We start from the raw sequence: 25,012 nt of genomic DNA, 5'->3' as shown, positions 1-25,012 counted from the left end.
CTTCCTACGGAAAGCCCGGGCCCGCATCCGGTATGCCCCCTAGGAGGCCGCCGACGACCCGCGAGAACGTCGTCCACTCGCTGCGGGCGGCGGCCAACTGTTTGTGGCCGGCCCGGGACAACGTGTACGTCCGGCGGCGGCGCCCGGTCTCCTCGGACCAGTCGCTGCGCAGGTAACCCGCGCTCTCCAGACGTCGCAGGGCCGGATAGACCGTGCCGGTGGGCAGGTCGAGCTCGCCGCCGCTGCGGGCGGCCAGGGCCTCGATGATCGCGTAGCCGTGCAGCGGCGAGTGCTCGAGCGTGGCCAGGATCAGGGCGTCGAGGTGGCCGCGGAGAGCGTCGGCTTTCATGTAGACAGCCTACACACGACCCCGTTATGTTGGCCGTCTACATGTAGTCACGCTACTTAACGGGGAGAACCTCATGATGAAACGACTGGCGGGCTGGTCCCAGCGACATCACTGGGCCGCCATCGCGCTCTGGGTGGTCGCGCTGGCCGCGATCCTGGCCGGGTCGTCGGCGGCGGGCAGCGATTTCCGCAACGACTTCTCGCTGCCGGGCACCGAGTCGCAGCAGTTGATGGACGTCACCGAGCAGCGCGGCGACAGCGTGGTCGTGGTCGTGCAGGCCGACGCCGGGCTCGACGCGCGCCGGGCGCAGATCGACGCGCTGCTGGCCGACCTGCGGAAGCTCCCGCACGTGGCGGCGGTTCAGCCGCCGGAGACCCGTACAGAAACGGTGGGCCTGGCCACCGTCGTGCTGGACGACGCCGCGGGGTTGATCCCGTCGGCCGACAAGCGGGCCATTCTCGACACCGGACTCAGCCACGACCGGGACGGCCTGCGGGTCGAGTTGTCGGGCGACGCGATCCGCGAGGTCCAGGAGTCCGGCGGCGGAGCGAGTGAAGGCGCGGGGATGCTGGCCGCCCTGGTGATCCTGCTGTTCCTGTTCGGCTCGCTGCTGGCCGCGTCGCTGCCGCTGATCACCGCCGTGTTCGCCGTCGGCACCACGTTCGGGCTGGTCGGGCTGGCCTCGCACGGGCTGACCATTCCGGACTACACGGCGCCGATGCTGATCCTGGTCGGGCTCGGCGTCGGCATCGACTACGCGCTGATCATCTTCGCGCGGTTCCGCTCCGAGTTGCTGCTGGGCCGGTCCCGCGAGGAGGCCGGCCGTACGGCACTCGACACGGCCGGCCGGTCGGTGCTGTTCGCCGGGGCCACGGTCGTCATCGCGCTCCTCGGGCTGTACACGCTCGGGCTGAGCGCACTCGAGGGCGTGGCGCTCAGCGTGACCCTGACCGTGCTGCTGACCATGCTGGCCTCGCTGACCCTGTTGCCGTCGCTGCTCACGATCTTCGGCAAGCGGCTGGAGCGGAGCATCCGAAAAAGAGGCCGCGAGTCCGGTCGCCGCTGGCGGTCGTGGGCCACGCTGGTGCAGCGCCGTCCGGTTCCGGCCCTGCTGATCGCGGTCGCCGCGCTGGCCGCGCTCTGCGTGCCCGCGCTCGACATGCGGCTGGGGCTGGCCGACGAGGGCAACGACAGCGCGTCCAGCACCACCCGGCAGGCGTACGACCTGATCGCCGGCGCGTTCGGGCCGGGCGCCAACGGCCCGCTGGTGGTGGTGGCCGACGAGCGGACGGCCCCGGCCGCGTACGAGACCTTGAAGACCTATCCCGGTGTGGCGAGCGCGACCGGACCGCAGCCGTCGGCGGACGGGAAGCTGTTCACCAGCCTGGCCTTTCCCACCACCTCGCCGCAGGACGCCGCGACGGCCGACCTGGTCGAGGCTCTGCGCGCCGATCTGCCTTCAGGGGTGCTGGTGGGTGGCCCGACCGCGGCCGCCGTCGACTTCGGCTCGGCCGTGAGCGCGAAGTTCCCGCTGTTCATCGGGGCCGTCGTCGGGTTGTCGGCGTTGTTGCTCCTGCTGGTGTTCCGCTCGATCGCGATCGCGATCAAGGCGGCGATCCTCAACCTGCTCTCGATCGGCGCCTCGCTCGGCGTGATGGTGCTGGTCTTCCAGAACGGCTGGCTGGGGGCCGAACCGGGCCCGATCGAGGCCTACGTCCCGGTGATGATCTTCGCCATCGTGTTCGGCCTGTCCATGGACTACGAGGTCTTCCTGGTCTCCCGCATGCACGAGGAGTGGACGAGGACGCGCGATGCCGCCCACGCCGTACGGGAAGGCCTGGCCACCACCGGCAGCGTGATCACCGCCGCCGCGGCCATCATGGTCGTGGTCTTCGGCGCGTTCCTGCTCAGCCCCGACCGCATGCTGCAGATGATGGGCCTCGGCATGGCCACCGCCGTGCTGCTGGACGCGCTGGTCATCCGCAGCCTGATCGTCCCCGCCGTGATGGGCCTGCTCGGCGAGCGCGCGTGGTGGACGCCGCGGCTGTTCACCGCGGCCCGTCCAGCTCGCGAAAGCGCAGCGCCATGAGGATGTCGGCCCGCACCAGGGCGGCCGGAGCGTCGGCGTCGAGGGCCTCGGTGATCTGGCGCAGGCGGTAGGTCACCGTGTTTTCGTGCAGACGCAGGGCAACCGCCGTGGCCCGGGTCGACAAGCCGTTGTGCAGGTAGACGCGCAGCGTGTCGACCAGGGCCGGCTTGGCCAGGATCGGGCCCAGCGCGCTCCGCACCACCTGGCCGGCGTCGAGCGGGTTCTCCAGCAGCAGCACGTCGGCGGCCACGGCGGCGAATTCCACCACCCCGGCGTTTCCCGTACGCCGTCCGGCCTCGGCCGCCGCCATCGCCTCGCGGCACGAGCCGGCCACCTCGCCGAACCGGGGGCGGGGCAGGCCGACGCCGATCACCATGTTCTCGCGGCGGACGACCCGGGTCAGCGCGGCGATCAGGCCGGGCACCTCGGGCGTCACGATCACCGCCACGTCGTCCCGGGTGCCGACCACCGTGCGGCTGTGCAGCAGGGGGCGCAGCGCGTCGAGGACCAGGCGCTGGGCCCGGGGCAGCAGCGCCGAACCGCGTACGGCCAAGGCCCGGTGTTCGCCCTGCACGGCGACGCCGATGAGTTTGGCCCGGTCCTCGATGACGGCCGGGTCGAGCAGTTCGCCGCCGGTCAGCCGGGACACCAGGTCGGTGGCCATCTGCTCCAGGTGCGCCGCCACCTCCGTACGGGCGCGGCGGTAGGCCTCGGTCGACGTGGTGGTCATCAGATCGATCGCGGCGGCCAGGTCGCGGGTCACCTGCCGGTGCTCGTCCGGGGTCAGCGGGGCGGCCACCGTGGCCAGCCACGAGAAGACCTCGCGCTCGGCCCGGTGCCACGACGTCACCACCGCCTCGATCGGCACGCCCTGGATGGCCCGCCGCTCCCCCAGCTCGGCCGCCGTGGTCAGTTCCTCCGGCGCCGGCCGCCGGTGCTCGGCCACGCAGAGCAGCATGGTCCGGACGTTGGGGGTGATCGCGCCGGCCAGGTCGGCGAGGTCCATGCGGTCCTCGTCATATCCGGGTAACTGGCGCCAAACATCGGTGACCAGAACCTGAGCGAGATCGTTCACACGACTGAGAAGAAGTTGTGCTCGTTGTGGGATGTCCACAAGAAGTGACCGCCGTTCTTCCAGCCTGCCTGGGTAGTCTCCACGAGTCGCGTTCAACATTATGTTGGGAATCGCTAAACGAGGAGACCAGCATGACGACCGATGAACGGGCCGCCAAGGCCGTCGAGGGCGATCTCGCCGCGACCATGGACGACCACGCCCTGGACCCGGTGCCGGCCTCGAGCCGCAAGCCGCTGCTCCAGTTGATCGTCGTGCAGGTCGGCTGGAACATCAGCGTCAGCAACTTCCTGGTCGGCGGCGTGATCGGGGCCGGCACCACGTTCGGCGAGGGCATGCTGGCCATCGGGCTCGGCAACGTCGTGCTGGCCGTGGTCGCCTCGCTGATCGGCATCATCGGCTTCCGCACCGGCCTGACCAGCTATCTCGCGTCGCGGGCGGTGTTCGGCCGGTCCGGCTCGATCCTGGTCTCGATCGTGCTCGGCGTGGTCGCCATGGGCTTCATCGGCGTGCTGATGGACACCTGGGGCGGCGCGGTCAACAAGCTGATCCCGGCTATTCCCTCCTCGGTCTTCGTCATCGTGTTCGCCGTGGCCATCCTCACCACGGCGATCTTCGGCTTCAAGGGCCTGCACACGTTCTCGCTGGTCGCCGTGCCGGTGCAGGTGGCGATCGGCCTGTTCGCGCTGTTCCGGATCGGCACCCTGGACGGCGGCTTCGGCGAGGTCTTCAGCGCCAGCCCGGTCGCCACGATCGGCTTCTCGGCCGCGGTCAGCTCGGTCATCGCCACCTGGGTCACCGGCGCCGCCCTCGTCTCCGACGTGCAGCGCTACGCCCTCAAGGCCCGCGATGTGGTCATCTCGTGCGTGCTCAGCTTCGTCGTCGGCGTCGGCATCTTCGAGGTCATCGCCACCGTCTCGGCCATGAAGGTCGGCAACAGCAACTTCGTGGTCGTCATGCAGGGCCTGGGCCTGCTCGCCCCGGCCGCCGTGCTGCTCTTCCTGGCCCTCTGGAACACCGCCGACAACAACATCTACTCGGCCTCGCTGGCCTTCACCTCGGCCTCCAACCTGCTCAAGCTCAAGCTGAAGAAGCCGGTCTGGACCGTCGTCGCCGTGGTCATCGCGGTGGCCATCGCGTTCCTGGGTGTGGCCGACCAGTTCGGCAAGTTCCTGGGCGTCATCGGGGTCGTCGTCCCGCCGTTCGCCGGCCTGCTGATCGCGCATTTCTGGATCGTCCAGCGCAACGCGGCCGAGGCTTTGAAAAACCTTCCCGCCGTACGGTGGGAATCGCTCGTCTGCTGGATCGCCGCCGCGCTCCTGGCCTACTACGGCGACTTCCTGCTCGTGAACGCGATCGAGGGCCTGGTGGCCGGGTTCGTGCTCTACACGATCGCCGGGCTCGGCCTCAAGCGTGTGAAGGCGGCCGCATGAGGTACGGACTGGGCGTCCCGACCGGCACCGAGGGACTCATGTACGCCGTCCCCTACGCCGACATCGACCAGGCGGTCGAGCTCGCCGTGCACGCGGAACGGACCGGCTTCGAATCGGTGTGGGGCAACGACCACATCACCACCCAGAAGTACGTACGGGACGGCTTCGAGACCCCGCCGCGCTACTACGACCCGTTCGCCTACTTCAGCTATGTGGCCGCGGTGACGTCGCGGGTCCGGCTGGCCACGGCGATCATGGTGCTGCCGTTCCGGAACCCCGTGGTCGCGGCCAAGCAGGTGGCCACGCTCGACCACCTGTCGCACGGGCGGGCCGTGCTGGGCGTGGGGATCGGCGCCTACCGCGAGGAGTTCCAGGCGATGGCGCCCGGGGTGCCGTTGCACCGGGGCGAACACGCCGAGGAGGCGATCGCCGGGCTGCGCCTGCTGTTCACCGAGCGGCGGGCCTCGTACGAGGGCAAGTGGGTGAAGTTCGACGACGTGGAGAGCTATCCCAAACCCGTCCAGGCGCCCCTGCCGATCCTGAGCGGTGGCAACTCGCCCGGGAGCCGGTCACGGGCCGCGCGCCTGGCCGACGGCTGGTTGCCGGCGTGCCTCTCCCCCGCCGAAGCCGCGTCCGGTCTCGGTCTCATCCGTGACGAGGCCGAGCAGCACGGACGGGAGCTGACCGGCGACTTCGAGGTGGCGCTGCAGGTGTGCGTGAGCGTGGCGCCGACCCGGGAGGAGGCGTGGCGGCGGTTCGAGTCGTCGCAGCTGTTCCACCACCTGGTGTCGCTGTCCAGGACGACACTCAAGGACCAGGGCGTGGACGACCTGATCTCGCGCAATCTGATCGGCACCCCGCAGGACATCGCCGAGCAGGTCGCGGCGCACGAGGAGGCCGGCGTGAACACCATGGCGGCGCTGTTGTTCGCGGCCGACTCGGTCGACGAGACGAAGGACATGATGGCCCAGTTCGGCACCGAGGTGATCGCCCGATGACCGCGCCCGGCCAAACGCCCACCCGCCCGTTCGCACTGCCGGAGCGGCCCGCGATCGACCTCGGGAAGCTGGCCGCCGACCGGTTGAGGCGGCTGCGGGCCGGACTGGCCGGCGCGCCGTTCGACGCGATCGTGCTGACCGAGCCCGAGAGCATCCTGTACGCGACCGGCTATCGCAGCATGCCGGGCCAGGTCTTTCGCACCCACCGCATGGCCGCGATCGTCACCGGCGACGACTTGTGGCTGGTCTGCACGGCGGCCGACGCCCCGGCCGCGGCCGCGTCCGGCATCCCGGTCGAGCGGCTGGTGCCGTTCGGGCGGTTCTATGTGGAGGCCGCCGCTCCGGATGAGGCGCTGACCCGGATGGCCGACCGCCACCCTGATCTGGAGACGGCCCTCGAGACCGCGCTCGGGCAGCTCCCGCCGGGCACGCGGGTCGCCCGGGAGACCGGGACCACCCTGGCCACCGAGGCCCGCATGATCAAGCTGCCGGACGAGGTGGCGCTGCTGCGCTACGCGGCCCGGCTGTGCGAGGCGGCGGTCGGGGCGGCACTGGCCGGTGCTGGGCCCGGCACCACCGAGCGGGAACTGGCCGAGGTCATCTCGGCCACGATGAGCGCGGGCGGGGCCGACCCCCGGTTCATCGTGGCGACCACCGGAGAGCGCAGCGCGCTGGCCGACGTGGTGCCGACCGAGCGGGCCTGGCGGCCGGGCGAGACCGCGCGGTTCGACGTCGGCTGCGTGGTCGACGGCTACTGGTCCGACATCGGGCGCACGGCCGTCCTGGGCGAACCCTCCGCGCGACAACGGGAGGTGTACGCCGCGGTGCACGCGGGCGAGCAGGCCCAGCTCGAAGCGGCCCGGCCCGGCATCACGGCCGGCGAACTGTTCCGGCTCGGGTTCGAGGCGACCGGGGCCGGCGTGCCGAGCTACCGGCGGCAGCACTGCGGGCACGGGATCGGGCTGTCCATCTACGAGCCACCGATCATCGCGCCGGGCGGGGACACGCCGCTGCGGGCCGGGATGACGTTCTGTTTCGAGACGCCGTACTACGAGCTGGGGTGGGGCGGCATGATGGTCGAGGACACCGTGGTGATCACCGGGGACGGGTACGAGATGCTCTGCTCCGGGGAGCGGGACCTGCTGGTGGTGCCGGCGTGACGGCGTACGCGGGAAGCCTGGTCTGTGTCTTCTGCGGCACCTCCTATGCCGAGCCGGCGACGCAGCTGATCGGCGCCGGATGCCCGCAGTGCCCGGGAGCCAACGTGCTGCCCGCCTACGACCTGCGCGGGCTCGGCAACCTGCCGGTCGACCGCAGCCAGCCCGGGATCTTCCGCTATCGCGAGCTGCTGCCGCTGTCCGGCGAGGTCACGCCGGTCAGCCTCGGTGAGGGCAACACGCCGGTCGTCTCGTTGCCGGGCCCTCAGCGTGTGTGGATCAAGGACGAGAGCCGCAATCCGACCTGGTCGTACAAGGATCGGCTGGCCGCGGTGGCGATGACCAAGGCGGTCGAGTCGGGCGCCGGGACGGTGGTGGTGGCGAGCACCGGCAACCATGGTGCCGCCGTCGCCGCGTACGCCGCGCGGGCCGGGCTGCGCTGCGTGGTGCTGACGCTGGCCTCGGTGCCGACCACGATGAAGACGCTGATGCAGGCGTACGGGGCCGAGGTGGTCGCCCTGCCGAAACCGGCCGACCGCTGGCATCTGATGCGCGAGCTGGTGCGGGAACGCGGCTGGATGGCGATGTCGGGCTACGCGGACCCGCCGGCCGGTTCGCACCCGTACGGCGTGGACGGCTACAAGACCATCGCCTACGAGCTGATCGAGCAGCTGCCGGTGACGCCGGACGTCGTGGTGGTGCCGGTCGCGTACGGGGACGGTCTGTCCGGCATCGCCCGCGGATTCGCCGACCTGGCCACCCTCGGGGTGATCGAGCGGGTGCCGCGGCTGATCGCGGCCGAGCCGTTCGGGCCGCTCGCCGACGCCCTGGCCCGGGGCGCGGACAGTGCCGGTCCGGTGCCGGTGGGGCCGTCGGTGGCCTTCTCGACGGCGTCGCCGTTCGGCACCCGGCAGAGCCTGGCCGCTCTGCGCGGCAGCAACGGCGCGGCCATCGCCACCCCGGACAACGACGAGATCCTGGCCGCCCAGCTCGAGCTCGCTTCGTCCGCGGGCATCTACCTGGAGGCATCGAGCGTGACGGCCGTGGTGGCGCTGCGCAAGGCCGGGCTCGCTCCGGACGAGACGGCCGTGGTCATCGGCACATCGACCGGGCTCAAAGACGTCGGCGCGACGGCCTCGGTCCTGCCCCCGGTGCCCGTCATCGAGCCCTCGATCGTCGCTCTGGACAAGGTTCTGCGATGAGGCTGGCCTTCTCGATCTCGGGGCATCGCGACTCGGCCGGGGCGGTGCGGGCCGCCGTCGCCGCCGAGGAGGCCGGTTTCGACGACGTCTGGCTGACCGAGGACTACTTCGAGCGGGGGGCGTTCGCGCTGGCCGGGGCGGTGGCCGCCCGCACCGGGTCGGTGCGCATCGGTCTCGGCGTGGTGAACCCGTGGACCCGGCATCCGGCGCTGACCGCGATGGAGTTCGCCACCCTCGACGAGCTGAGCGGCGGCCGGGCGGTGCTCGGCCTGGGTGCGAGCAACCAGCACTGGATGACCGACCGGATGGGCATCCCGTTCGACCGGCCCCTCGCCCGCACCCTGGAATCCGTCGACCTGATCCGGCAGCTGCTGACCGGTTCCCCGGTCGACTTCCAGGGCGAGTTCTTCCGGGTCGACACCAAGCTTTCCTTCCGTCCCGTACGCACCGGCCCGCCGATCGTGCTCGGCGTCAAGGGACCACGCGCCATCACCCGGGGCGGCGCGATGGCCGACGGCCTGCTGCTGTCCATCCTGGCCGGACCCGGATACGTCCGCTGGGTGCGCGACCGGGCCGGGCCGTCCTCCGAGCTGTCGGCCTACGTAGGCATCGCCGTCGACGACGACCCGGCGGCCGCCCGCGCCCGCTTGCGGCCGATGGTGGCCCAGTTCCTCGGCGTCCACGGCGACCACCTGATCACCCGGCAGGCCGGGGTGTCGCCCGATCTGGCGGCACAGTTCCGGGCGGGCTGGTTGAGCGGTTCGCCGCGCACCGACCTGGTCACCGACGAGCTGCTGAACGAGGTGGCGGTCGCCGGCACCACGGACGACGTGGCCCACGGCCTGTCCCGCTTGGCCGACGCCGGCCTCGACGTGGCCGTGATCCGCGACGATCCGGCGGTAGACCCGGTCGAGACGCTGCGAATGGCGCAGCTGGTCGCCGAGCGACTGTCCTCGGAGCGAGGTCGCGACTCAAAAGCCTAGAGCCCGCTGACCAAGGCAACTCCGAGTCTGATGTGTCTCGCGAGGCGAGACCGGGTACCGCCTGACAACGTCAGTGCTACCGACCTGGGAGGATCTCCAGCCCGTGCGTTCAGCTCGCGTGTTCACATCCGGCTCCGTCGTCGCCCTCACCCTGACCTTGCAGGCCTGCGGAACGTCCGAAGAACCTGCGCCGGCCGCCGCCCCGGCGTCAACCGCGGTTGGCTCCCCCTCGTCGGCCCCCTCCTCGGCGGCGGTTGCGCCGGTCGAGGACATCCTGGCCGGGAAGCGGCAGGCCCTGATCCACATCGCCGAGGACGACAAGGACTGGAGTGCCACCTACGAGGGGCCGATCGCGATCGGGGACGGCACCGACGACGGCGCACGGTTCCGGCTGGTTCCGGCCAGGACCGGCGAGGGTCAGTACCTGATCCAGGCGCTGCGGGCCCGCGAGGAGGGCGGCGAATGGTGCGTCCGCGCCGACACCCGGGAGGAGCCGGTCGGGGTCGGCACGGTGAAGTGTGCCGAGAACGAGACCACCCTGTTCCGGATCACCGCCAACGGGAAGAAGGACGACCAGGGCCGTCCGACCCACACCATCACCAACGAGAAGTACGGTGCCGTGCAGGTGCGTAACGACGGGTCGGAGCTCTACATCCAGGAGCTCGGCGACGGCGGGCCGCGCGGTTCCTACAGCTTCGTCGACCGCGGCGCCACTTCCTAGAAAGCCGGTGTCGTAGGAACCCCGGGCCCCTTGCCGCAGTCTCAGGGGCATGAGAACGGGGATGCTCGGCGCGGCGTTGTGTTCGATCGTGCTGGTGGGGGCATGTGCTCAGCCCTCCGAGAAGGAAGTGACAGCCGCGGCCGTGGAAGCGGGCTGGCGTGAGGTGACCGGCAGCCCGCTCAGCCCGCGGGATCAGGCGCTCGGGTTGTGGACCGGCCGCGAGGTGCTACTTTTCGGCGGCAGTGACCTGCCACCGTGCTCGGACACGTCGAGCTGCGCGATGGACCCGACCCCGCTCTCCGACTCCGCCGCCCTCGACCCCGACACGAACCGCTGGCGCCCGCTCAGGACCGCCCCAGTTCCCGTGCTCGGTGCTTTCGGTGCGGTGGTCGGATCCAAGGCCTTCCTTCTCCCGTACGGATCCAAGCGCGAGATCCTCGTCTACGACGTCGACGGGGATTCGTGGAAACGGCTTCCGGCCCCGTTCGACAGCGACGACGGCTACCGGCTCGTGGCCGCCGGCGAACGGCTGATCGCGTACGCGGGCACCGACGAGCTCAGGCCTCTCGTGGATCAGGTGCTCGACGTCCGTACGGGAAAATGGTCCGCCCTTCCTGCCGACCCACTCGGCCCCGCCTGGGACCGGACAATGGTGTGGACCGGGCGGGAGGTCGCGTTGTTCGACCACAAGCTGGTGCCCAACCCCGGCGCCGACGGGCCGGCCCTCACCCGGGGCGCGGTGCTCGACCTGACCAGCGGCGGGTGGCGGACGCTGCCCGAGGCGCCGATGCTGTCGACCGGTCCGTGGTTCGTCACCGGCGACCGCCTGGTCAACCCGTTGCCCAGCAGCGCGGACGGCGGCCGGATCAACGGCTGGGGCCGGAGCTATCCGGACGGGGGCATCGTCCGCCCCTCGAACGGCGCCTGGACTCCCCTGCCGGACCCGCCGGAGCGGGTGGCCGGCGTCCACGACGGCACCGATGCCCTCTATCTCGACGTGGCCGGCTCGGTGCTGGACACCAGAACCGGCTCGTGGCGCACGCTGCCGCGCCCGCCCGTGAACGACAGCGCCGGCAGCCCCACAGTAGTGGCTGCCGGCGCGCGCATGCTGGTGTTCGGTGGCGCCCGGAACGATCAGACCCTGACCAACGCGACGTGGATCTGGACCCCTTAGCTCTTCTCGGTCTCGAGCTCGGGGGTGGTGCCGTTGACCGACTTGGTCGCGCCCAGCTTGCCGAGCAGCCCGGCCAGGTCGATGCCGGTCAGGTCGGTGCCCAGCTGCAGGCCCTGAGCCACATTGCTGGCGACCGACTTGGTCAGCGACGACGCGCCGTCGGTGGAGATGACGGTCATCTTGTCGATCGCGCCCATCGGGGCCGCGGCCGCCTCGACGACCTGCGGCAGCACCCGGACGAGCAGGTCGAGCACGGCCGCTTCGCCGTACGCGGAGAACGCCTCGGCCTTGCGGGCCATCGCCTCGGCCTCGGCCCCGCCCTTGGCCAGGATCGCGGCCGCCTCGGCGGCACCCTCGCGCTCGATCGCCTCGGCGATCGCGGACCGCCGGCGCTGCTCGGCCTCGCCCTCCTTGGCCCCCTCGATCGCGTTGGCCTCGGCCAGCGCGGCGCGGCGGGCGCGCTCGCCCTCACCGGTCAGACGGGCCTGCTCGGCCGAGGCCTGGGCGGCCGCGATGACGGCCTGGCGCTGGGCGTCGGCGTTGAGCACGGCAGCGGCGCGGGCGGCCTCGGCCTCCTGCTCGACCTTGTAGCGCTGGGCGTCGGCCGGCTTGCGCACCTCGGTGTCGAGCTGGCGCTGCTTGAGCTCGGCGTTGCGCTCGGCCACCTTCTGCTGCTCGGCCAGGATCTGCTGGTCCCGCTCGGCCTGCGCGAGGGGGCCGGCCGCGGCCGACTTCGCCTTGGCCGCGTCGATCTCGGCCTGGATGCCGGCCTGCTTGAGCGACAGGTTCCGCTGCGCCTCGGCGATCGCCTCCTCGGCCAGCAGCCGCTCCTGCTCCGCGGCCTGCCGGGCCCGGGCCTCGGCGATGGCGGCGTCCTTGAGCACACGGGCGGCCTCGGGACGGCCCAGGTCCTGCAGGTAGGAACCCTCGGCCAGGATGTCCTGGAGCTGGAACGTGTCGAGCACCAGACCCTGGTTGGTCATCGAGTGCTCGGCCTCCTCGGCCACCGCGCTGGCGAACGCGGCCCGGTCCCGGATGATCTCCTCGAGCGTCAGCCGGCCGACGATCGAGCGCAGCGCACCGGCCAGCACCTCGCGGGTGAACTGCTCGATCTCGTTCTGCTGCTGCAGGAAACGCTGCGCGGCGGCTCGGATGGCGCCCTCGTTACCGCCGACCTTGACGATCGCCACACCGTGCAGTTCCGTACGGATGCCCTGCTTGGACACCGCGCCCTTGATGCTGACGTCGATGCGGCGGCTGGACAGGTCGAGCGACTGCAGCTTCTGCACGACTGGCAGCACGAACACCGAGGCGCCCATGACGACCTTCTGCCCGGACAGGTCGGTGGTGCTGGTGCCGTCGGCCGACTGGGTCACCCGGCCCTTGCGACCGGTGATGATGAACGCCTCGTTCGGGCCGGCCACCTTGATGCGGGACAGCACGAACAGGACGATCAGAACGATGAGCAGGACGGCGCCGCCGACTGCGATCAGGACAGGTGACATGGTGAACCCCTTTCCAGGGTTGTGTTTCGCTTACTGAAGTTCAGGGGCCGGGTGTCGGCTCGACCACGACGCTCGTGTCGGACGGCGCCTCGATGACGAACACCTGCGCGCCGGCCTCGATCCGCTGCTGGGCGCGGGCGTTGAGCTTGACCGGCTGACCGCCGAGCAGGACGCGGACCTCGCCGTAGCCGGAGCCGGCCGGGACCGCGGTGACGATGACGCCGAGCGTGCCGACCAGGTCGTGCCGGGTGGGCGTGGCGTCGGTGGCCATCGTGCGGGCCGCGCGCGAGAGCCGCAGGGTGAGCCAGGCGGCGGGGGCGGCGGCCACCAGTCCGATGACCGCGGCGCCGATCGGGCCGGCGCCCAGTTCGGAGGCGATCGCCGCGGCGAACCCGAACGCGCCGAGGAAGCCGGCCACCACTTCGAGGGACACCGGGCCGTCGCCGAAATGCAGGAAGCTGAGCAGCTCACCGCCGAGCAGGGCGAGTGCGAGCAGCGCCACCCCGACACCGCCGAACACAAGGAAGACCGTCGTTTCCATCGGCCCGCCTTCCTGTCGGAACTACGGGATCAGGGTAGTGCAGCGTTGCCAGCTTCCTCACAGCGGCCGCATCCGGACAAGGGGCGGGCCCGCGCTACCGGGAGGATGTCCGCAGCAGCCTGACGATGGCGGCGACGGCCTCACGACCGGCCCGGTTGGCGCCGACGGTCGACTGCGACGGACCGAAACCGATCAGGTGCACGCGCGGGTCGGCGGCGACCTGGGTGCCGATCAGGCGGATGCCGCCGGCCTCGTTGCGCAGCCCGAGCGGGTCGAGATGGGACAGCGCCGGGCGGAACCCGGTCGCCCACAGGATCGTGTCGACCGTGGTGAAGGAGCCGTCGTTCTCCCGTACGCCGTAGGGTTCGATCGCGGTGAACATGGGCCGCCGGTTCAGGGCCCCGCGTTCGTAGGCCGCCCGCGCGTACGGGGTCCAGATCAGCCCGGTGTACGACACGATGCTGCGCGACGGCCGGCCCGCCTCGACGTCGGCGGTCACCCGGGCGATCACGTCGCGCCCGGTCACCTCGGGTTCGAACTCGCCCTCGCGGAAGACCGGCTCGCGGCGCGTGTACCAGAACGTGGTCGCCACCCGCGAGATCTCGTCGATCAGCTGGACGGCCGAGATCCCGCCCCCGACGACCGCCACCCGTCGCCCGGCGAGCCGCTCGGCCGAGACGTAGTCCGAGGTGTGCAGCTGCAGTCCGGCGAACGTCTCCTGCCCCGGATAGTGCGGCCGCAGCGGGTTGGTCCAGGTGCCGGTGGCGTTGATGATCGCCCGGGCGTGCCACCGCCCGGCACTCGACTCGACGACCAGCCCGCCGTCACCCTTGTCGTGCACGGCGGAAACCGTGACCGGACGCAGGATCGGCGGCGCGAACGTCCGCTCGTAGTCGGCGAAGTAGCGCGGAACAGCCGTCCGGCTGGGCTCGGCGTCGTCGAGCGGCGGTTTGGCCAGGCCCGGCAGATCGAAGATGCCGTTGACGGTGGCCATCCGCAGCGACTCCCAGCGGTGCTGCCAGGCCCCACCGGGCGCGGCGTTCGCATCCAGCACCACGAACGTGTCGTCCGTGTCGTGGTGCGGCGCGAGCGCGCTGACGAATCCGCGCCGAGCCAGGTGGTAGGCCGCGGACAGGCCGGACTGACCGCTTCCGATCACCACCACGGTGGCCGTTCTCTCCGTCACGATCTCCCGAACGCATCGGTCGGCGACCGCTATTCCCGGGCGTCACCATTCGGGCCGTGGCGCACTACGAGACGCACCTGACGGTCGCGGCCGGCGTCGACCACGACCGCCTTCATTCGTGCTCGCCCCCGTCGGCCCCGCTCGAGGCGATCCGGACCGTGCGCGTGGCCCGGTCAGAACTCGGACCGGGGCTGTCGCGCGGATCCAGCAGCTCACCTCGCGCGAGCAGCACTCAGGCCAGGGCGTCGCGCGGGTCCAGCAACTGGCCGCGGGCGCACTGCTGGGCGAACGCCTCGGGGCCGAGGGCCGCGAGGGCGGACGCGCGTACGGAAGCAAGGTCTTTGGCGTCGTCGGGGTCGGGCACCTGGCCGATCGCCAGGAACGCGACGTCGGTGACACCGGTCATCAGCGCCGCCCGCGCGTGGTCGCCCTCGGCTTCGGCCAGGGCGGCCGAGGCGAGGCACACGTACGGGACGAAGCTGGTCCACCCGTTGCCGAGGACGCGCTCACGTCCCTCGGCGAAAAGGCGGCGGGCCTCGTCGAGGTTGCCCAGTCCGAGCTCGACGAACGCGAGATTGTGGTACTCGCCGTTGACCGCCTCGGGGCGACCCAGGGCATCGTTGACGGCGATGCTTTCGAGGTAGAGCCCGCGGGCCCGGACGAGGTCGCCGGACATCCGCGCGACGGCGGCCAGCACGTGCCGGGGCCGTTCCTCGAGGCTGCGGTCACCCGATCGGAGGGCGACCTCGAGGGCCTCGCGCGCGCGGACCTCGCCGAGTTCCAGTTCGCCGTCGCGGATCGCGACCCGGGCCAGGCTGTAGCGGGCCTCGACCTCGCCGGCCATGTCACCGGCGGCTTGGGCCCGGGCGATCTCGGCCTCGCTCATCTCGACCACGTCGTCGCTGTCCCCGCGCCGGAAGGCCGACCGCACCCGCTCACTGAAACCCATGGCGGCAGATTAACGGCGCCGGCGTCGGGTTGCGTCCAGCGCGAGCTGGCGGCGTCGGCTGTGGTGGCACGCGTCAGCGGCGGCGGCCGTTGGGCTGGGGCCGGTGCGCGCTAGCGGCGGCGGCCGTGGGGCTGGGGGCGGTGTGCGCTAGCGGCGGCGGCGCCGGCTGTGGAGCTGGGGGCGGCGCGCGCTGTCCCGCGGGCAGAAACCGTGCGGCGGGAGGCCGGAGAACAGCCGCCAGCCCCACCAGCTCGGCTGCTCGGGGGTGCAGCGCGCCCGCATCAGGACCGGCCCAGCGCGGCGGTGATGGCCTGAGGCACGGTCTCGTAGGTGCGCAGCGGCACGTGCGGGCGCCGGGCCCGCAGCTGGCCGCGGCTGAACTCGCGGGACGCCACCACGACCAGGTCGCCCCGCTGCCGGCGGGCCTCGCGGCGGGAACGGATCAGAACGCCCAGGCCGGCGGCGTCGGCGCTGCGGGCGGCGGTGAGGTCGACGATGACGAACGGCCGCAAGGCGACGGCGCTGTCCAGTGTGGAGCGAAGTTCGGCGACGAGGTGCATATCGATGTCACCGGTGACGCGGACGATGACCGCGGGGTCGGTGACCGCGATCGAGACCTCGGTGGGGGCGATGCCCAGAGGCGCCAGTTCGGGGCTGCCTCCGCCGCCGCTGCAGTCGGGGCAGCGGTGGACTCCGCCGACGAACGGCGAGCCGGTCCAGTCGGTACCGGCGACCGCGCCGGAGACCGCGTCCCGGTCCATCGGGCCACCGCCGGCCACCGTCGTGGTGTCGCACTCGTCGCAGATCAGTTGGACGCCGGCAGCGTGCACGCCTGCGGTCATGTGGTCACCCCATCGCAGTCCGTCGTGAGATCCAGCGTGGCCGCGGGATGTCGCAAGGCATGCCCCGGAACATGACGGTCCGGTGACATCGGGGCGTCGCTTGCGGATCATCCAGCGGGCGCACACCGATCAGCCCGCAGCGACGCGCCTCGGCCCAGGACCACGCAACCCGCGTCACCTCCCGCGCAGGACAACGCAACCCGCGTCACCTCCGGCCCAGGGCAGGCAACCGGCGGCGTGCCTCAGCCGGCGAACGCGTCAGCCGGCGACGGCGAAGCTGATGCCGGGCGAGCCGGGGGTCTCGCGCAACAGCAGCGAGCTGATCGCCGGCATCGCGTAGATCAGCCGGTCGGTGATCTGCGCGCCGGGCGCCAGGTCGTCGAGCAGCGCCGTGTTGCCGCGGATCTCGGCGACGGCGTCGATGAGGTGTTCGGCGCCGCGGGCGTCGTAGGCGGTGGCGAACGCGATCCCGGGCTTACGCGCGACATCGCTCACGTTGTGCACCGTGATGCCGGCCGTGCAGGCGGTCGCGGTGCAGATCGGCGCACTCAGCGTGTACTCGAGGAGACCGTCGCGGGTCACCGGCGTACCGAAGGAACCGCTCTTGACACCGGTGTCTTCGACGTCCGAGCTTTTCCCGTACGACGTGACCAGCGCGACGCCGGCGATGAGCACCAGGGCGACGGCGGCCCACAGCCATGGTCGTGTTCGAGACGGACGCATGCCGCACACTGTCGGCAGTCGTCGAGGCGACTGAAGGGTTAGTCGACGTCGCGATCGGTGCCGAACGCCCGGGCCAGCAGCGCCGCGATCGCGACACCGACGACCGCGATGCCCACCTGCACGCCCAGCACGAGCCAGTCGAACGTACGGTTGACCAGCTCGAACGTCTTGTCGCTGTGCAGATCCCACCGGTCGGCGGCCCAGGTGCCGGCCACCGCCGCGCCCATGCCGATCAGTACGGTCAGGATGATCCCGATCCGCTGGCGGCCGGGCAGAACGATCCGGGCGATGACACCGATGACAGCCCCGAACACGATCGCCGCCACATAATCCTCAGGCTGCACTCTTTTCCCTCCCACGTCAGCGTTCAAGCAGGGTAACGGGCCCTGTCGAAGCCCGCCCGGCGAGGCAGAATGAACGCGTGACGAACTTCGATCCCCGTGCCCTGCTCGCCGAGAGCCGCCTCGGCGTGCTCGCCACCATCAAGGCCGGCGGGCTGCCGCAGCTCTCGCCGGTGACCCCGTTCTACGACCGCGAGGCCGAACGCATCTATGTGTCGGTCACCGAGGGCCGCGCCAAGACGGCCAACCTGCGCCGTGATCCGCGGGCGGCGCTCGAGGTGACGCACCCCGAGGGCTACGCGTGGGCGACCGCGGAGGGTGCGGCCGAGCTCGTCGGCCCGTCCACCGACCCGGACGGGCCCGAGGTGGACGCGCTGGTCGACTACTACCGCCGGGCGGCCGGCGAGCACCCGGACTGGGCCGAGTACCGGTCGGTGATGGTCTCGGACCGGCGGGTGCTGCTGGTCCTGCACGTCGAGAAGGTGTACGGGCAGAGCATGCGCTGACCGCGTCCCGGGCCGGTCTGCCCGGCCCGGTGCGGGCTGACATTTGTCACGGCCGATCTCGGCTGTCCGGCCCACGTGCGGGCGGCGGCGAAGCGGTCCAGTAGAGGTATGAGACGTCGGATCGCTCCTGCTGCCGGGTTGTTCTTCGTGGCCCCGCTCGTGGCCGAGTTCCTGCTGGGCAACCTGCCGATCACCTTCCTGCCGGCGGCGCTGGTGCTCGCCCCCTTCTACGGTGGGGGCGCTCTGCTCATCCGCGAGCTGGTGCGCCGGCGGGGACTGGGGTGGGCCGGCATCGTCGTCCTGGGGCTGGCTTTCGCCGTACTGGAAGAAGGTCTGACCACGCAGTCGCTCTTCAACCCGGACTATGCCGACGCGCATCTGCTGGTCGACGGGTTCGTGCCGGCGCTGGGCATCGCGATTCCGTGGACGATCTATGTGCTGGGGCTGCATACGTTCTGGAGCATCAGCGCGTCGATCCTGATCATGGAGGCGGTCGCGGGTGAGTGGCGCACGACGCCGTGGCTCGGCCGGACCGGGCTGGTTATCACCGGTGTCATGTTCGCGGCGGGCATCGCCATCAGCACCGCGATCAACATGTCACAGTGGCCCTACACCGCCACGGCCGGGCAGTTCGCTGTCACCGGTGTCATCGTGGTTCTTCTGGTGGCGGCCGGTCTCCTGGTCCGCCCGCCCCGGCTGTCGCTCCCCGGCGCCGCTCCCGCACCCCGGACTGTCCTGATCGCCACGCTGGTGGCCGGCGGGGTGTTCCAGGGACTGACGCTGGTCGACCTGCCGACCTGGGCCGGTGTAGCCGTGTGGGTGGTCGACGTCGCCGTCTATCTGGTGCTGATCGCGCGCTGGTCGGCCCGCGACGGCTGGGACGAGCGGCACTACCTGGCGATCGGCGCGGGGGCGCTGCTCACGTACGCGTGGCACTCGTTCGCCGAGTCCCCGGTCGGCGCGGCCGCGGTCACGATCGACCTGATCGGCAACGCGATCTTCACCGCGGGTGCGGTGTGGCTGATCTGGTTCGCGTGGCGGCGGGTCCGCGTCGCCCGGGCCGCGGGCGTGTTCACAAACTGAGACTCAGATCAACAGCGGTGAGTGCGGCGCGGGTTGTACGGTTTCGGCGTGGTGTTGAAGACGGAGCTGACCAGCGCGGACCTCACTGATATCCGGCAGTCCGCGCTCGGCGCGGCCGACCCGCTCGGCGTGGCCGCCGAGCTGGCGGATGCGGCCGAGGCCGGACGACTGGCCGACAAGGACGACGCGGGGTACGCCCTCGCGCTCGCCGCCGAGATCGCGGAGAGCCGGTCGAAGTTCGACGCGGCCCTGCGCTACGCGGAACGGGCCGTGGAGGCGTACGGGTCCCGCGACGACAGCCAGGCCGGGGGTGCGAAAGCCCTGCGGGCGCGCATCCTGTTCCGGGCCGGGCGGCCGGAGGAGGCGATGGCCGACCTCGAGCCGCTGCGCCCGCTGCTGACCCAGCACGGCGACGCGTCGGCGTACATCACGGCCGCCCTGGCCGCCGGTGGGCAGGCGCGGCTGGCCGAGCAGTGGCTGACCGAGGCGGTCAAGGAGGCACTGCCCTCCCCCTCGGCGTCGTCCGCCCCGGGCCCGCAGGGTGCGACCTCGATCGCACCGGTGTCGACCTCGGCTCCCCGGTCCGCGTCGTCCGAACCGGCCACGGCCGAGGACGCCGGCGTCGCGTTCTTCCTGCTGCAGCAGCGGCACCGCCTGCGGCACGCGCTGGGCCTGCAGCACGACACGCACGACAACCTGGCCGAGCGCCTCGAGACCCGGCTGGCGAACGTCGAGCCGGCCGTGGCGACAGTCGACCTGCTGTTCTGGCCCCGGGCCGAGCACAGCAAGCTGATCGAGACGTGGCCGGCGCTGGCCTCCGCCTACGGCGCCGACTGGGACGAGCACCGGGGCATTCTCGAACGTGAGCTGGTCCGGCTGACCAACGCGGGCCGCACCGGCCTGACCGTGCTGCCCGGCACGGTGACCGGGCTGACCGGGTTCGCCGGCACCGACACCGACCCGTCCGACGCCAAGGTCCGGTCGGGCTACGCCGCTCAGCAGGGCACCCGCGCCGGCCAGATCCCGTGGCCGCCGGAGCGCAACGGTGTCTGCTGGTGCGGATCGGGCCTGAAGTACAAGAAGTGCTGCTTGCCGCGTTCGCGCCGGTAAGTTCGATACGCTTTGTCGGTGAGTGTTCCTGATGAGGAGCCGCTGGTTCCTTATCAGGAGCCGGACGACAGCGTGCCCGAGAAACGCCGCACCGACGGCTGGTGGCTGGTCGCCCTGGCGATCCTGCTGGTCGTCGTGTGCGGCGGCGTGATCATGGCGGTGAACGGCTGGGTCGGCCGGGAGCTGGAGAAATCAGCCGACAACGGAGCCGTCTTCGTCGGGGTCATCCACCGCTGACCGGAAATTGTCATACCCCCGGTGTTCCATGTGGCTATGACGATTGCCGTGACTACACCGACCGGAAATGTCGGCTCTCGAGTCGTCCAGCTGCTCGTCCAGGCGGGTGTGCGCCCGCGCGTGCTCGTTCGTGACCCGGCCAGGCTGCCCGACGCCGTGCGCCCGCACGTCGAGGTGGCGCAGGGCGACCTGCTCGACGCCTCGTTCGTGGCCGACGCCGTGAAGGGTGCCGAGGCGCTGTTCTGGGCCAGTCCCGAGGCGTTCACCGCACCCGACCCGCTGGCCGACATGATCGCCATGGGTGCGAATGCGGCCGCCGCCGTCGAGGCGGCCGGCGTGACCCGGGTGCTGCAGATCAGCAGCGTGGGAGCCGAGCGCCGCCACGGCGCCGGCCTGATCGACGGCCTGGCCCGCAACGAGGAACAGCTCGCCGCCACCGGGGCCGACCTGCTGACGCTGCGCTGCGGCTACTTCTTCAGCAACCTGTTCGGCATGCTCGACGCGATCAGGGCGGGTGCCCTGGCCACCACGATGCCCCTCGACCGCCGTTCGGCCTGGGTCGACCCGCGCGACATCGCCGAGGTGGCCGCCGCTCGCCTGCTGGCCGGCTGGTCCGGCCACGACATCCAGGCCGTGCACGGCCCCGCCGACCTGTCCTGGTCCGAGGTAGCCACCATCTTGTCCACCGCCACCGGCCACAACATCCAGGCCACCCAGATCACCGACGACGACCTGCGCCAGGCACTGCGTTCCGCCGGAATGTCCGAGCCCGCCGCCGCCGGAGTAGTAGGAATGACAGCCGGCACCCGAGACGACTTCACACCCGAGCAGGAGCGCTCCTTCGTGACGACGACACCGACCACGCTCGAGGCCTGGGCACACGCAGCGCTGCGCCCACTCCTGAGCTGACCGGTCACGCCGGCGGGGCGTCCTGCTTCATCCGCGGCCACCGGGTGGCGGCGCGCCTCAACCTCGAACCGGAGTAACCCCACGCCGGGCCTGAGTCAGCGGGCGCAAATCCGGCCGGGGCCGAGTTGGCGCGCCTCGCGGCCGTGAGCCGCGTAGCACCACGTCACGGCCGCGACCCGGGACAAGGCCGCCGTGCCCGAGCCGGGGCGAGGCCGCTACGACCGTCGCTGGGGCAACGCCGCCGACAGCCCGCGTTTCGGACAGCCCGCCATAACCGGGGCTGCGGCGACGCCGCTACCACCGTCGCTCGGGCAACGCCGCCGACAGCCCGCGTTTCGGACAGCCCGCCATAACCGGGGCTGCGGCGACCGCGATGGCGCCACTTCGAGCCGCGAACCGCGGCAATGCCACGCCGTGACCGAGCCCGGACAGCGCCGCGACGAGGCCAGTTCCAGGGCAGCGCCGCCGTGGCCGGAGCTGGGATAACGCCACGCCGCAGCCGCGAACTGAAGGAGCGCCACACCGCGATCAGGCTTGTATGACGCCACACCGCGACCGGGCCCGGACAGCGCCGCGACGATGCCGCGAACGGAAGAAAGTGTCACGCCACGATCGAGGGCGGGATGGCACCGCGTCGCGGCGGCGACCGAGGTAGCGCCACACCATGACTGAGGCCCGGGTGCCGCCGAGCCATGGCCGGGGCTGTATCGCCGTGGCCCGACCTTGGATAGCACCACGCCGCAGCCGCGAACCCAGACCGCGCCGCAACGCAACCGAGGCCTGGACGGCGCCGCGCGTAGCCGGGACCGGGGCCGAACCACCGCGACCAGACCTGGGATAACACCCACCGTGGCCGCGAACCCAAACCACGTCACGCCGCGGCCGAGAGGCGGACGGGCACCACGCCGCAGCTGCGAACCCAGACCGCGCCGCAACGCAACCGAGGCCTAGATGGCGCCGCGCGTAGCCGGGACCGGGGCCGAACCACCGCGACCAGACCTGGGACAGCACCCACCGTGGCCGCGAACCCAAATCGCGTCACGCCGCGGCCGAGGGGCAGACGGGCAGCACGCCGCGACCGCGATCCCGGGGTCTCGCCGGTGAGCGGTGAGCATCACGGAAATCCGGGCCATGACAGTCGGGCGTCGCCGGAGTAGGCTCCTTGCTTACACGTGTAAGCAAGGATGTCGGGACCGACTACCGAACGCGCAGTTCCGCTCAACGCCACAGTTCCGCACGAACTTCAGTCACGCTCAGACGAGAACTCAGACGTGAGCTCAAACGTGAGCTCAAACGTGAGGCGAGTCCGGACAAGAAACGCCGCCACGCTCAACGCGAGTCGGCCGAATCGCTCGCCGACGCTCACTTACCGACGCTCGACAAACGCTCAACCCGCGGCGGACCCACCACGCCGAAGCGGCAAACAGACAGCGACCGTCCCGCTGAAACAGGAGAAGAAGTCCATGGATCACGTCGAGGAACTGCTCGCGCGCATGTCGCCGGAGGAGAAGGCGGCCCAGCTCACCCAGTACTTCTACTTCAAACTGCCGGCGGGGGCCGAGCCCGACCCGGCGCTGGGACTCGACCTGGAAGCGCAGCCGCGCGGGGTGGAGGAAGCTCTCGGGCGTGGTGAGGCGGGGTCGCTGCTGTTCGTGCGGGATGCGGCGGAGATCAACCGGCTGCAGCGGATGACGATCGAGGGGAACGCGCACGGCATTCCGGCGCTGTTCGGGTTCGATGTCATTCACGGGCTGCGGACGATCTTCCCGGTGCCGATCGGTATGGCCGCGTCGTGGGATCTCGAGACGATCGAGCGCGGGCAGGCCGTCGCCGCTCGAGAGGCGCGTGCGGTGGGCATCCACTGGACGTTCGCGCCGATGGTCGACATCGCGCGGGACGCCCGGTGGGGCCGGATCGTGGAGGGCGCGGGCGAAGACCCGTTCCTGGGCGCGGCGGTCGCGGCCGCGCAGGTGCGCGGGTTCCAGCCCACGGTCATCGCGGGCCCGAAGCACTTCGCTGGCTACGGCGCGGCGGTCGGTGGGCGCGACTACGACGAGGCCTCGATCTCCGACTACGAACTGTGGAACGTCTACTTCCCGCCGTTCCAGGCCGCGGTCGAGGCCGGCGCCGGGAACGTCATGACGGCGTACATGGATCTCAACGGCATCCCCGCGTCGGCCAGCAAGTGGCTGTTCACCGAGGTGCTGCGGGACATGTGGGGCTTCGACGGGTTCGTGGTGAGCGATGCGAACGCCGTGCGCAATCTGGTCACGCACGGATATGCGCGCGACCTGACCGAGGCGGGCGCCCGGGCGGTCACGGCGGGCGTCGACATGGAGATGGCGATGGGCGATCCCGCGTACGCGCATCTGCCCGGGGCGGTGAGCGACGAGGTGCTCGATGCGCGCGTCCGCAAGGTGCTCGAGGCCAAGGCGAAGCTCGGACTGTTCGACAACCCGTACGTGGATGAGCGACTCGCGCAGGAAACGCTCACCGACCCGGCCCACCGGGACGTGGCCCGCGTGGCCGCCCAGCGGTCGGCGGTGCTGCTGCGCAACGACGGCGGCCTGCTCCCGCTCGACCGGAACGCCTCGATCGCCGTGCTCGGGCCGCTGGCCGACTCGCGGCGCGACATCATCGGGCCGTGGGTGTTCGACTACGACCTGAGCGAGACGGTAACCGTTCTGGACGGTATCCGGCGCGCGGTGGGCGAGCAGAACGTCACCTTCGCGCAAGGTGTGCCGGTCGTGCAGCGGACGTTCCCGTCGATGTTCGACATGTTCGGCGGCAACGCGCCGTCCGACCCGGAGGGTTTCGACGAGGACGCCGAGTTCGCGCGGGCGGTCGAGACGGCGACCGCGGCCGACGTCGCCGTCGTGGTGGTCGGCGAGTGGCAGAACATGATCGGTGAGGCGGCGTCGCGGTCCTCGCTCGACCTGCCCGGCCGGCAGCTCGAACTGGTGCAGGCCGTGGTGGCCACCGGCACGCCGACCGTCCTGCTGGTGATGAACGGCCGCCCGCTCGACCTGCGCTGGGCCGCCGAGCACGTGCCGGCGATCCTGGACATCTGGTATCCGGGCACGCAGGGCGGCAACGCCGTGGCCGACCTGCTCTTCGGGGCCGTCTCCCCCGGCGGCAAGCTGCCGTTCAGCTGGCCGCGTACGGTCGGGCAGATCCCGATCGTCTATTCGCACACCATCTCGCACGAGCCGGAGAACCAGGCGCGTCGCTACTGGGACGAGGAGAGCACCCCGCTCTTCCCGTTCGGCCACGGGTTGAGTTACGCGTCGTTCAGCTTTTCCGACATCACAATCGACAATCCTTCCCCCGTACGCGACGGCACAGTGACCGTTTCTGTCCAAGTGCGCAACGATTCCGACCGTGAGGCGGCCGAGGTCGTGCAGTTGTATCTGCACCAGCGCTCCGGGAGCGCCTCCCGGCCCGTACGGGAGCTGAAGGGTTTTGAGCGTGTCGTGCTGCCGGGCGGGGAGTCGCGGCGGGTGGAGTTCCGGGTCGGGCCCGACCAGCGGCGCTACTGGAACGCGGCCGAGCGCGACTGGGTGCTCGACGAGTCGGTGTTCGACGTCTGGGTCGGCGGCAGCTCGACGGCCGACCTGACCGCGACGTTCGAGGTCACCGGCTAGCGCGCCGGGCCCGGAACGAGTAATAGCGGACAGCCGCAACGCGCAACAGCGGACGGCCAGAACGCCCAACAGCGCGCAACAGCGGACGGCCGGAACGCGCAACAGCGCGCAACCGCAACGCCCAACAGCGAATGCCCGGAACGCGCAACACCGAGCAACCGCGGACAGCCGCAACGCCCAACAGCGGACGGTCGGAACACGCAACACCGAGCAACCGCGGACAGCCGCAACGCGCGAGAGCAAGTGGCGGTAACGGAT

The 25,012-nt window shown here is 71.3% G+C and carries 23 protein-coding genes; 14 read left to right on the top strand and 9 right to left on the bottom strand.

The features are described 5' to 3' along the window. Positions 1–4: 4 nt before the first annotated feature. Positions 5–349, bottom strand: a complete 345-nt coding sequence (locus tag KOI35_RS14890; RefSeq protein ID WP_215787707.1) for a PadR family transcriptional regulator — start codon at positions 347–349, stop codon at positions 5–7. 73 nt (positions 350–422) lie between these two features. Here KOI35_RS14890 and KOI35_RS14885 point away from each other — a divergent pair, with 73 nt between their 5' ends. Beyond that, positions 423–2,438, top strand: a complete 2,016-nt coding sequence (locus tag KOI35_RS14885; RefSeq protein ID WP_215787705.1) for an MMPL family transporter — start codon at positions 423–425, stop codon at positions 2,436–2,438. Here KOI35_RS14885 and KOI35_RS48910 read toward each other — a convergent pair. Next, positions 2,398–3,513 carry a PucR family transcriptional regulator gene (locus tag KOI35_RS48910; RefSeq protein ID WP_215787703.1) on the bottom strand — a complete coding sequence of 372 codons (1,116 nt, stop codon included), beginning with the start codon at positions 3,511–3,513 and terminating at the stop codon, positions 2,398–2,400. The two genes, KOI35_RS14885 and KOI35_RS48910, sit on opposite strands and share 41 nt — an antisense overlap. 131 nt (positions 3,514–3,644) lie before the next feature. Between KOI35_RS48910 and KOI35_RS14875 the strand changes: the two genes are divergently transcribed. From KOI35_RS14875 to KOI35_RS14845, 7 genes are all read left to right on the top strand, one after another. Further along, positions 3,645–4,943 (top strand): cytosine permease, encoded by a 1,299-nt coding sequence (locus KOI35_RS14875; protein WP_215787701.1) that lies wholly within the window; start codon positions 3,645–3,647, stop codon positions 4,941–4,943. Next, positions 4,940–5,941 carry a TIGR03619 family F420-dependent LLM class oxidoreductase gene (locus KOI35_RS14870; RefSeq protein ID WP_215787699.1) on the top strand — a complete coding sequence of 334 codons (1,002 nt, stop codon included), beginning with the start codon at positions 4,940–4,942 and terminating at the stop codon, positions 5,939–5,941. The genes KOI35_RS14875 and KOI35_RS14870 overlap by 4 nt, the downstream gene beginning before the upstream one ends. Next, positions 5,938–7,101 (top strand): M24 family metallopeptidase, encoded by a 1,164-nt coding sequence (locus tag KOI35_RS14865; protein WP_215787696.1) that lies wholly within the window; start codon positions 5,938–5,940, stop codon positions 7,099–7,101. Before KOI35_RS14870 ends, KOI35_RS14865 begins: the two co-directional genes overlap by 4 nt. Next, the gene (locus KOI35_RS14860; RefSeq protein ID WP_215787694.1) at positions 7,098–8,300 is read left to right on the top strand and encodes a threonine synthase; all 1,203 of its coding nucleotides are present in this window, start codon (positions 7,098–7,100) and stop codon (positions 8,298–8,300) included. The genes KOI35_RS14865 and KOI35_RS14860 overlap by 4 nt, the downstream gene beginning before the upstream one ends. After that, a complete protein-coding gene (locus tag KOI35_RS14855) occupies positions 8,297–9,283 on the top strand; it encodes an LLM class flavin-dependent oxidoreductase (protein ID WP_215787693.1) in 987 nt (328 codons plus the stop codon). The genes KOI35_RS14860 and KOI35_RS14855 overlap by 4 nt, the downstream gene beginning before the upstream one ends. A 103-nt stretch (positions 9,284–9,386) precedes the next feature. Next, a complete protein-coding gene (locus tag KOI35_RS14850; RefSeq protein WP_215787691.1) occupies positions 9,387–10,004 on the top strand; it encodes a hypothetical protein in 618 nt (205 codons plus the stop codon). Between the two features lie 49 nt (positions 10,005–10,053). Next, a complete protein-coding gene (locus tag KOI35_RS14845; protein WP_215787689.1) occupies positions 10,054–11,178 on the top strand; it encodes a Kelch repeat-containing protein in 1,125 nt (374 codons plus the stop codon). Here the strand turns inward: KOI35_RS14845 and KOI35_RS14840 are convergent. From KOI35_RS14840 to KOI35_RS14810, 7 genes are all read right to left on the bottom strand, one after another. Then, positions 11,175–12,683, bottom strand: coding sequence for a flotillin family protein (locus KOI35_RS14840; RefSeq protein WP_215787687.1), 1,509 nt, complete (start codon positions 12,681–12,683; stop codon positions 11,175–11,177). The genes KOI35_RS14845 and KOI35_RS14840 overlap by 4 nt on opposite strands. 40 nt (positions 12,684–12,723) lie before the next feature. Then, a complete protein-coding gene (locus KOI35_RS14835; RefSeq protein ID WP_215787685.1) occupies positions 12,724–13,224 on the bottom strand; it encodes an NfeD family protein in 501 nt (166 codons plus the stop codon). A gap of 94 nt (positions 13,225–13,318) precedes the next feature. Then, a complete protein-coding gene (locus tag KOI35_RS14830) occupies positions 13,319–14,410 on the bottom strand; it encodes an NAD(P)-binding domain-containing protein (protein ID WP_215787683.1) in 1,092 nt (363 codons plus the stop codon). 232 nt (positions 14,411–14,642) lie between these two features. Next, the gene (locus KOI35_RS14825; RefSeq protein ID WP_215787681.1) at positions 14,643–15,359 is read right to left on the bottom strand and encodes a tetratricopeptide repeat protein; all 717 of its coding nucleotides are present in this window, start codon (positions 15,357–15,359) and stop codon (positions 14,643–14,645) included. 281 nt (positions 15,360–15,640) lie between these two features. After that, positions 15,641–16,201: an STAS domain-containing protein gene (locus tag KOI35_RS14820; protein ID WP_215787679.1), complete on the bottom strand. Its 561-nt coding sequence runs from the start codon at positions 16,199–16,201 to the stop codon at positions 15,641–15,643. A gap of 258 nt (positions 16,202–16,459) precedes the next feature. Then, positions 16,460–16,924 (bottom strand): hypothetical protein, encoded by a 465-nt coding sequence (locus tag KOI35_RS14815; protein WP_215787677.1) that lies wholly within the window; start codon positions 16,922–16,924, stop codon positions 16,460–16,462. A gap of 38 nt (positions 16,925–16,962) precedes the next feature. Continuing rightward, positions 16,963–17,268 (bottom strand): GlsB/YeaQ/YmgE family stress response membrane protein, encoded by a 306-nt coding sequence (locus KOI35_RS14810; RefSeq protein WP_308120989.1) that lies wholly within the window; start codon positions 17,266–17,268, stop codon positions 16,963–16,965. A 77-nt stretch (positions 17,269–17,345) separates the two neighbouring features. Here KOI35_RS14810 and KOI35_RS14805 point away from each other — a divergent pair, with 77 nt between their 5' ends. The 6 genes from KOI35_RS14805 (at position 17,346) to KOI35_RS14780 (ending at position 24,754) form a co-directional block, all read left to right on the top strand. Beyond that, on the top strand, positions 17,346–17,771 hold the full coding sequence (locus KOI35_RS14805) for a PPOX class F420-dependent oxidoreductase (RefSeq protein ID WP_215787674.1): 426 nt from the start codon (positions 17,346–17,348) through the stop codon (positions 17,769–17,771). A 108-nt stretch (positions 17,772–17,879) separates the two neighbouring features. Then, positions 17,880–18,854, top strand: a complete 975-nt coding sequence (locus tag KOI35_RS14800) for a hypothetical protein (protein ID WP_215787672.1) — start codon at positions 17,880–17,882, stop codon at positions 18,852–18,854. Positions 18,855–18,902: 48 nt separating this feature from the next. After that, the gene (locus tag KOI35_RS14795) at positions 18,903–19,964 is read left to right on the top strand and encodes an SEC-C domain-containing protein (RefSeq protein ID WP_215787670.1); all 1,062 of its coding nucleotides are present in this window, start codon (positions 18,903–18,905) and stop codon (positions 19,962–19,964) included. Positions 19,965–19,982: 18 nt separating this feature from the next. Next, positions 19,983–20,201, top strand: coding sequence for a hypothetical protein (locus KOI35_RS14790; protein ID WP_215787668.1), 219 nt, complete (start codon positions 19,983–19,985; stop codon positions 20,199–20,201). Between the two features lie 36 nt (positions 20,202–20,237). After that, complete coding sequence (locus KOI35_RS14785) at positions 20,238–21,110, top strand: NmrA family NAD(P)-binding protein (protein ID WP_215787666.1); 873 nt, start codon at positions 20,238–20,240, stop codon at positions 21,108–21,110. Positions 21,111–22,573: 1,463 nt separating this feature from the next. Further along, entirely contained in the window at positions 22,574–24,754 is a 2,181-nt protein-coding gene (locus tag KOI35_RS14780; RefSeq protein ID WP_215787664.1) for a glycoside hydrolase family 3 N-terminal domain-containing protein, read from the top strand. Positions 24,755–25,012 lie beyond the last annotated feature (258 nt).

The organism is Paractinoplanes bogorensis (assembly GCF_018829635.1).
Classification (GTDB): Bacteria; Actinomycetota; Actinomycetes; order Mycobacteriales; family Micromonosporaceae; genus Actinoplanes; species Actinoplanes bogorensis.
The sequence above is the reverse complement of the archived record's forward strand: the minus strand, read 5'-3'. Positions and strand labels throughout refer to the sequence as shown.

Bases quoted from the DNA above. Each gene is read 5' to 3' on its own strand.
- KOI35_RS14855 (WP_215787693.1), top strand. From the start codon at position 8,297: ATGAGGCTGGCCTTCTCGATCTCGGGGCATCGCGACTCGGCCGGGGCG.
- KOI35_RS14785 (WP_215787666.1), top strand. From the start codon at position 20,238: ATGACGATTGCCGTGACTACACCGACCGGAAATGTCGGCTCTCGAGTC.
- KOI35_RS14845 (WP_215787689.1), top strand. From the start codon at position 10,054: ATGAGAACGGGGATGCTCGGCGCGGCGTTGTGTTCGATCGTGCTGGTG.
- KOI35_RS14820 (WP_215787679.1), bottom strand. From the start codon at position 16,201: ATGACCGCAGGCGTGCACGCTGCCGGCGTCCAACTGATCTGCGACGAG.
- KOI35_RS14875 (WP_215787701.1), top strand. From the start codon at position 3,645: ATGACGACCGATGAACGGGCCGCCAAGGCCGTCGAGGGCGATCTCGCC.
- KOI35_RS14885 (WP_215787705.1), top strand. From the start codon at position 423: ATGATGAAACGACTGGCGGGCTGGTCCCAGCGACATCACTGGGCCGCC.
- KOI35_RS14825 (WP_215787681.1), bottom strand. From the start codon at position 15,359: ATGGGTTTCAGTGAGCGGGTGCGGTCGGCCTTCCGGCGCGGGGACAGC.
- KOI35_RS14815 (WP_215787677.1), bottom strand. From the start codon at position 16,924: ATGCGTCCGTCTCGAACACGACCATGGCTGTGGGCCGCCGTCGCCCTG.
- KOI35_RS14870 (WP_215787699.1), top strand. From the start codon at position 4,940: ATGAGGTACGGACTGGGCGTCCCGACCGGCACCGAGGGACTCATGTAC.
- KOI35_RS14780 (WP_215787664.1), top strand. From the start codon at position 22,574: ATGGATCACGTCGAGGAACTGCTCGCGCGCATGTCGCCGGAGGAGAAG.
- KOI35_RS14840 (WP_215787687.1), bottom strand. From the start codon at position 12,683: ATGTCACCTGTCCTGATCGCAGTCGGCGGCGCCGTCCTGCTCATCGTT.
- KOI35_RS14890 (WP_215787707.1), bottom strand. From the start codon at position 349: ATGAAAGCCGACGCTCTCCGCGGCCACCTCGACGCCCTGATCCTGGCC.
- KOI35_RS14865 (WP_215787696.1), top strand. From the start codon at position 5,938: ATGACCGCGCCCGGCCAAACGCCCACCCGCCCGTTCGCACTGCCGGAG.
- KOI35_RS14835 (WP_215787685.1), bottom strand. From the start codon at position 13,224: ATGGAAACGACGGTCTTCCTTGTGTTCGGCGGTGTCGGGGTGGCGCTG.
- KOI35_RS14800 (WP_215787672.1), top strand. From the start codon at position 17,880: ATGAGACGTCGGATCGCTCCTGCTGCCGGGTTGTTCTTCGTGGCCCCG.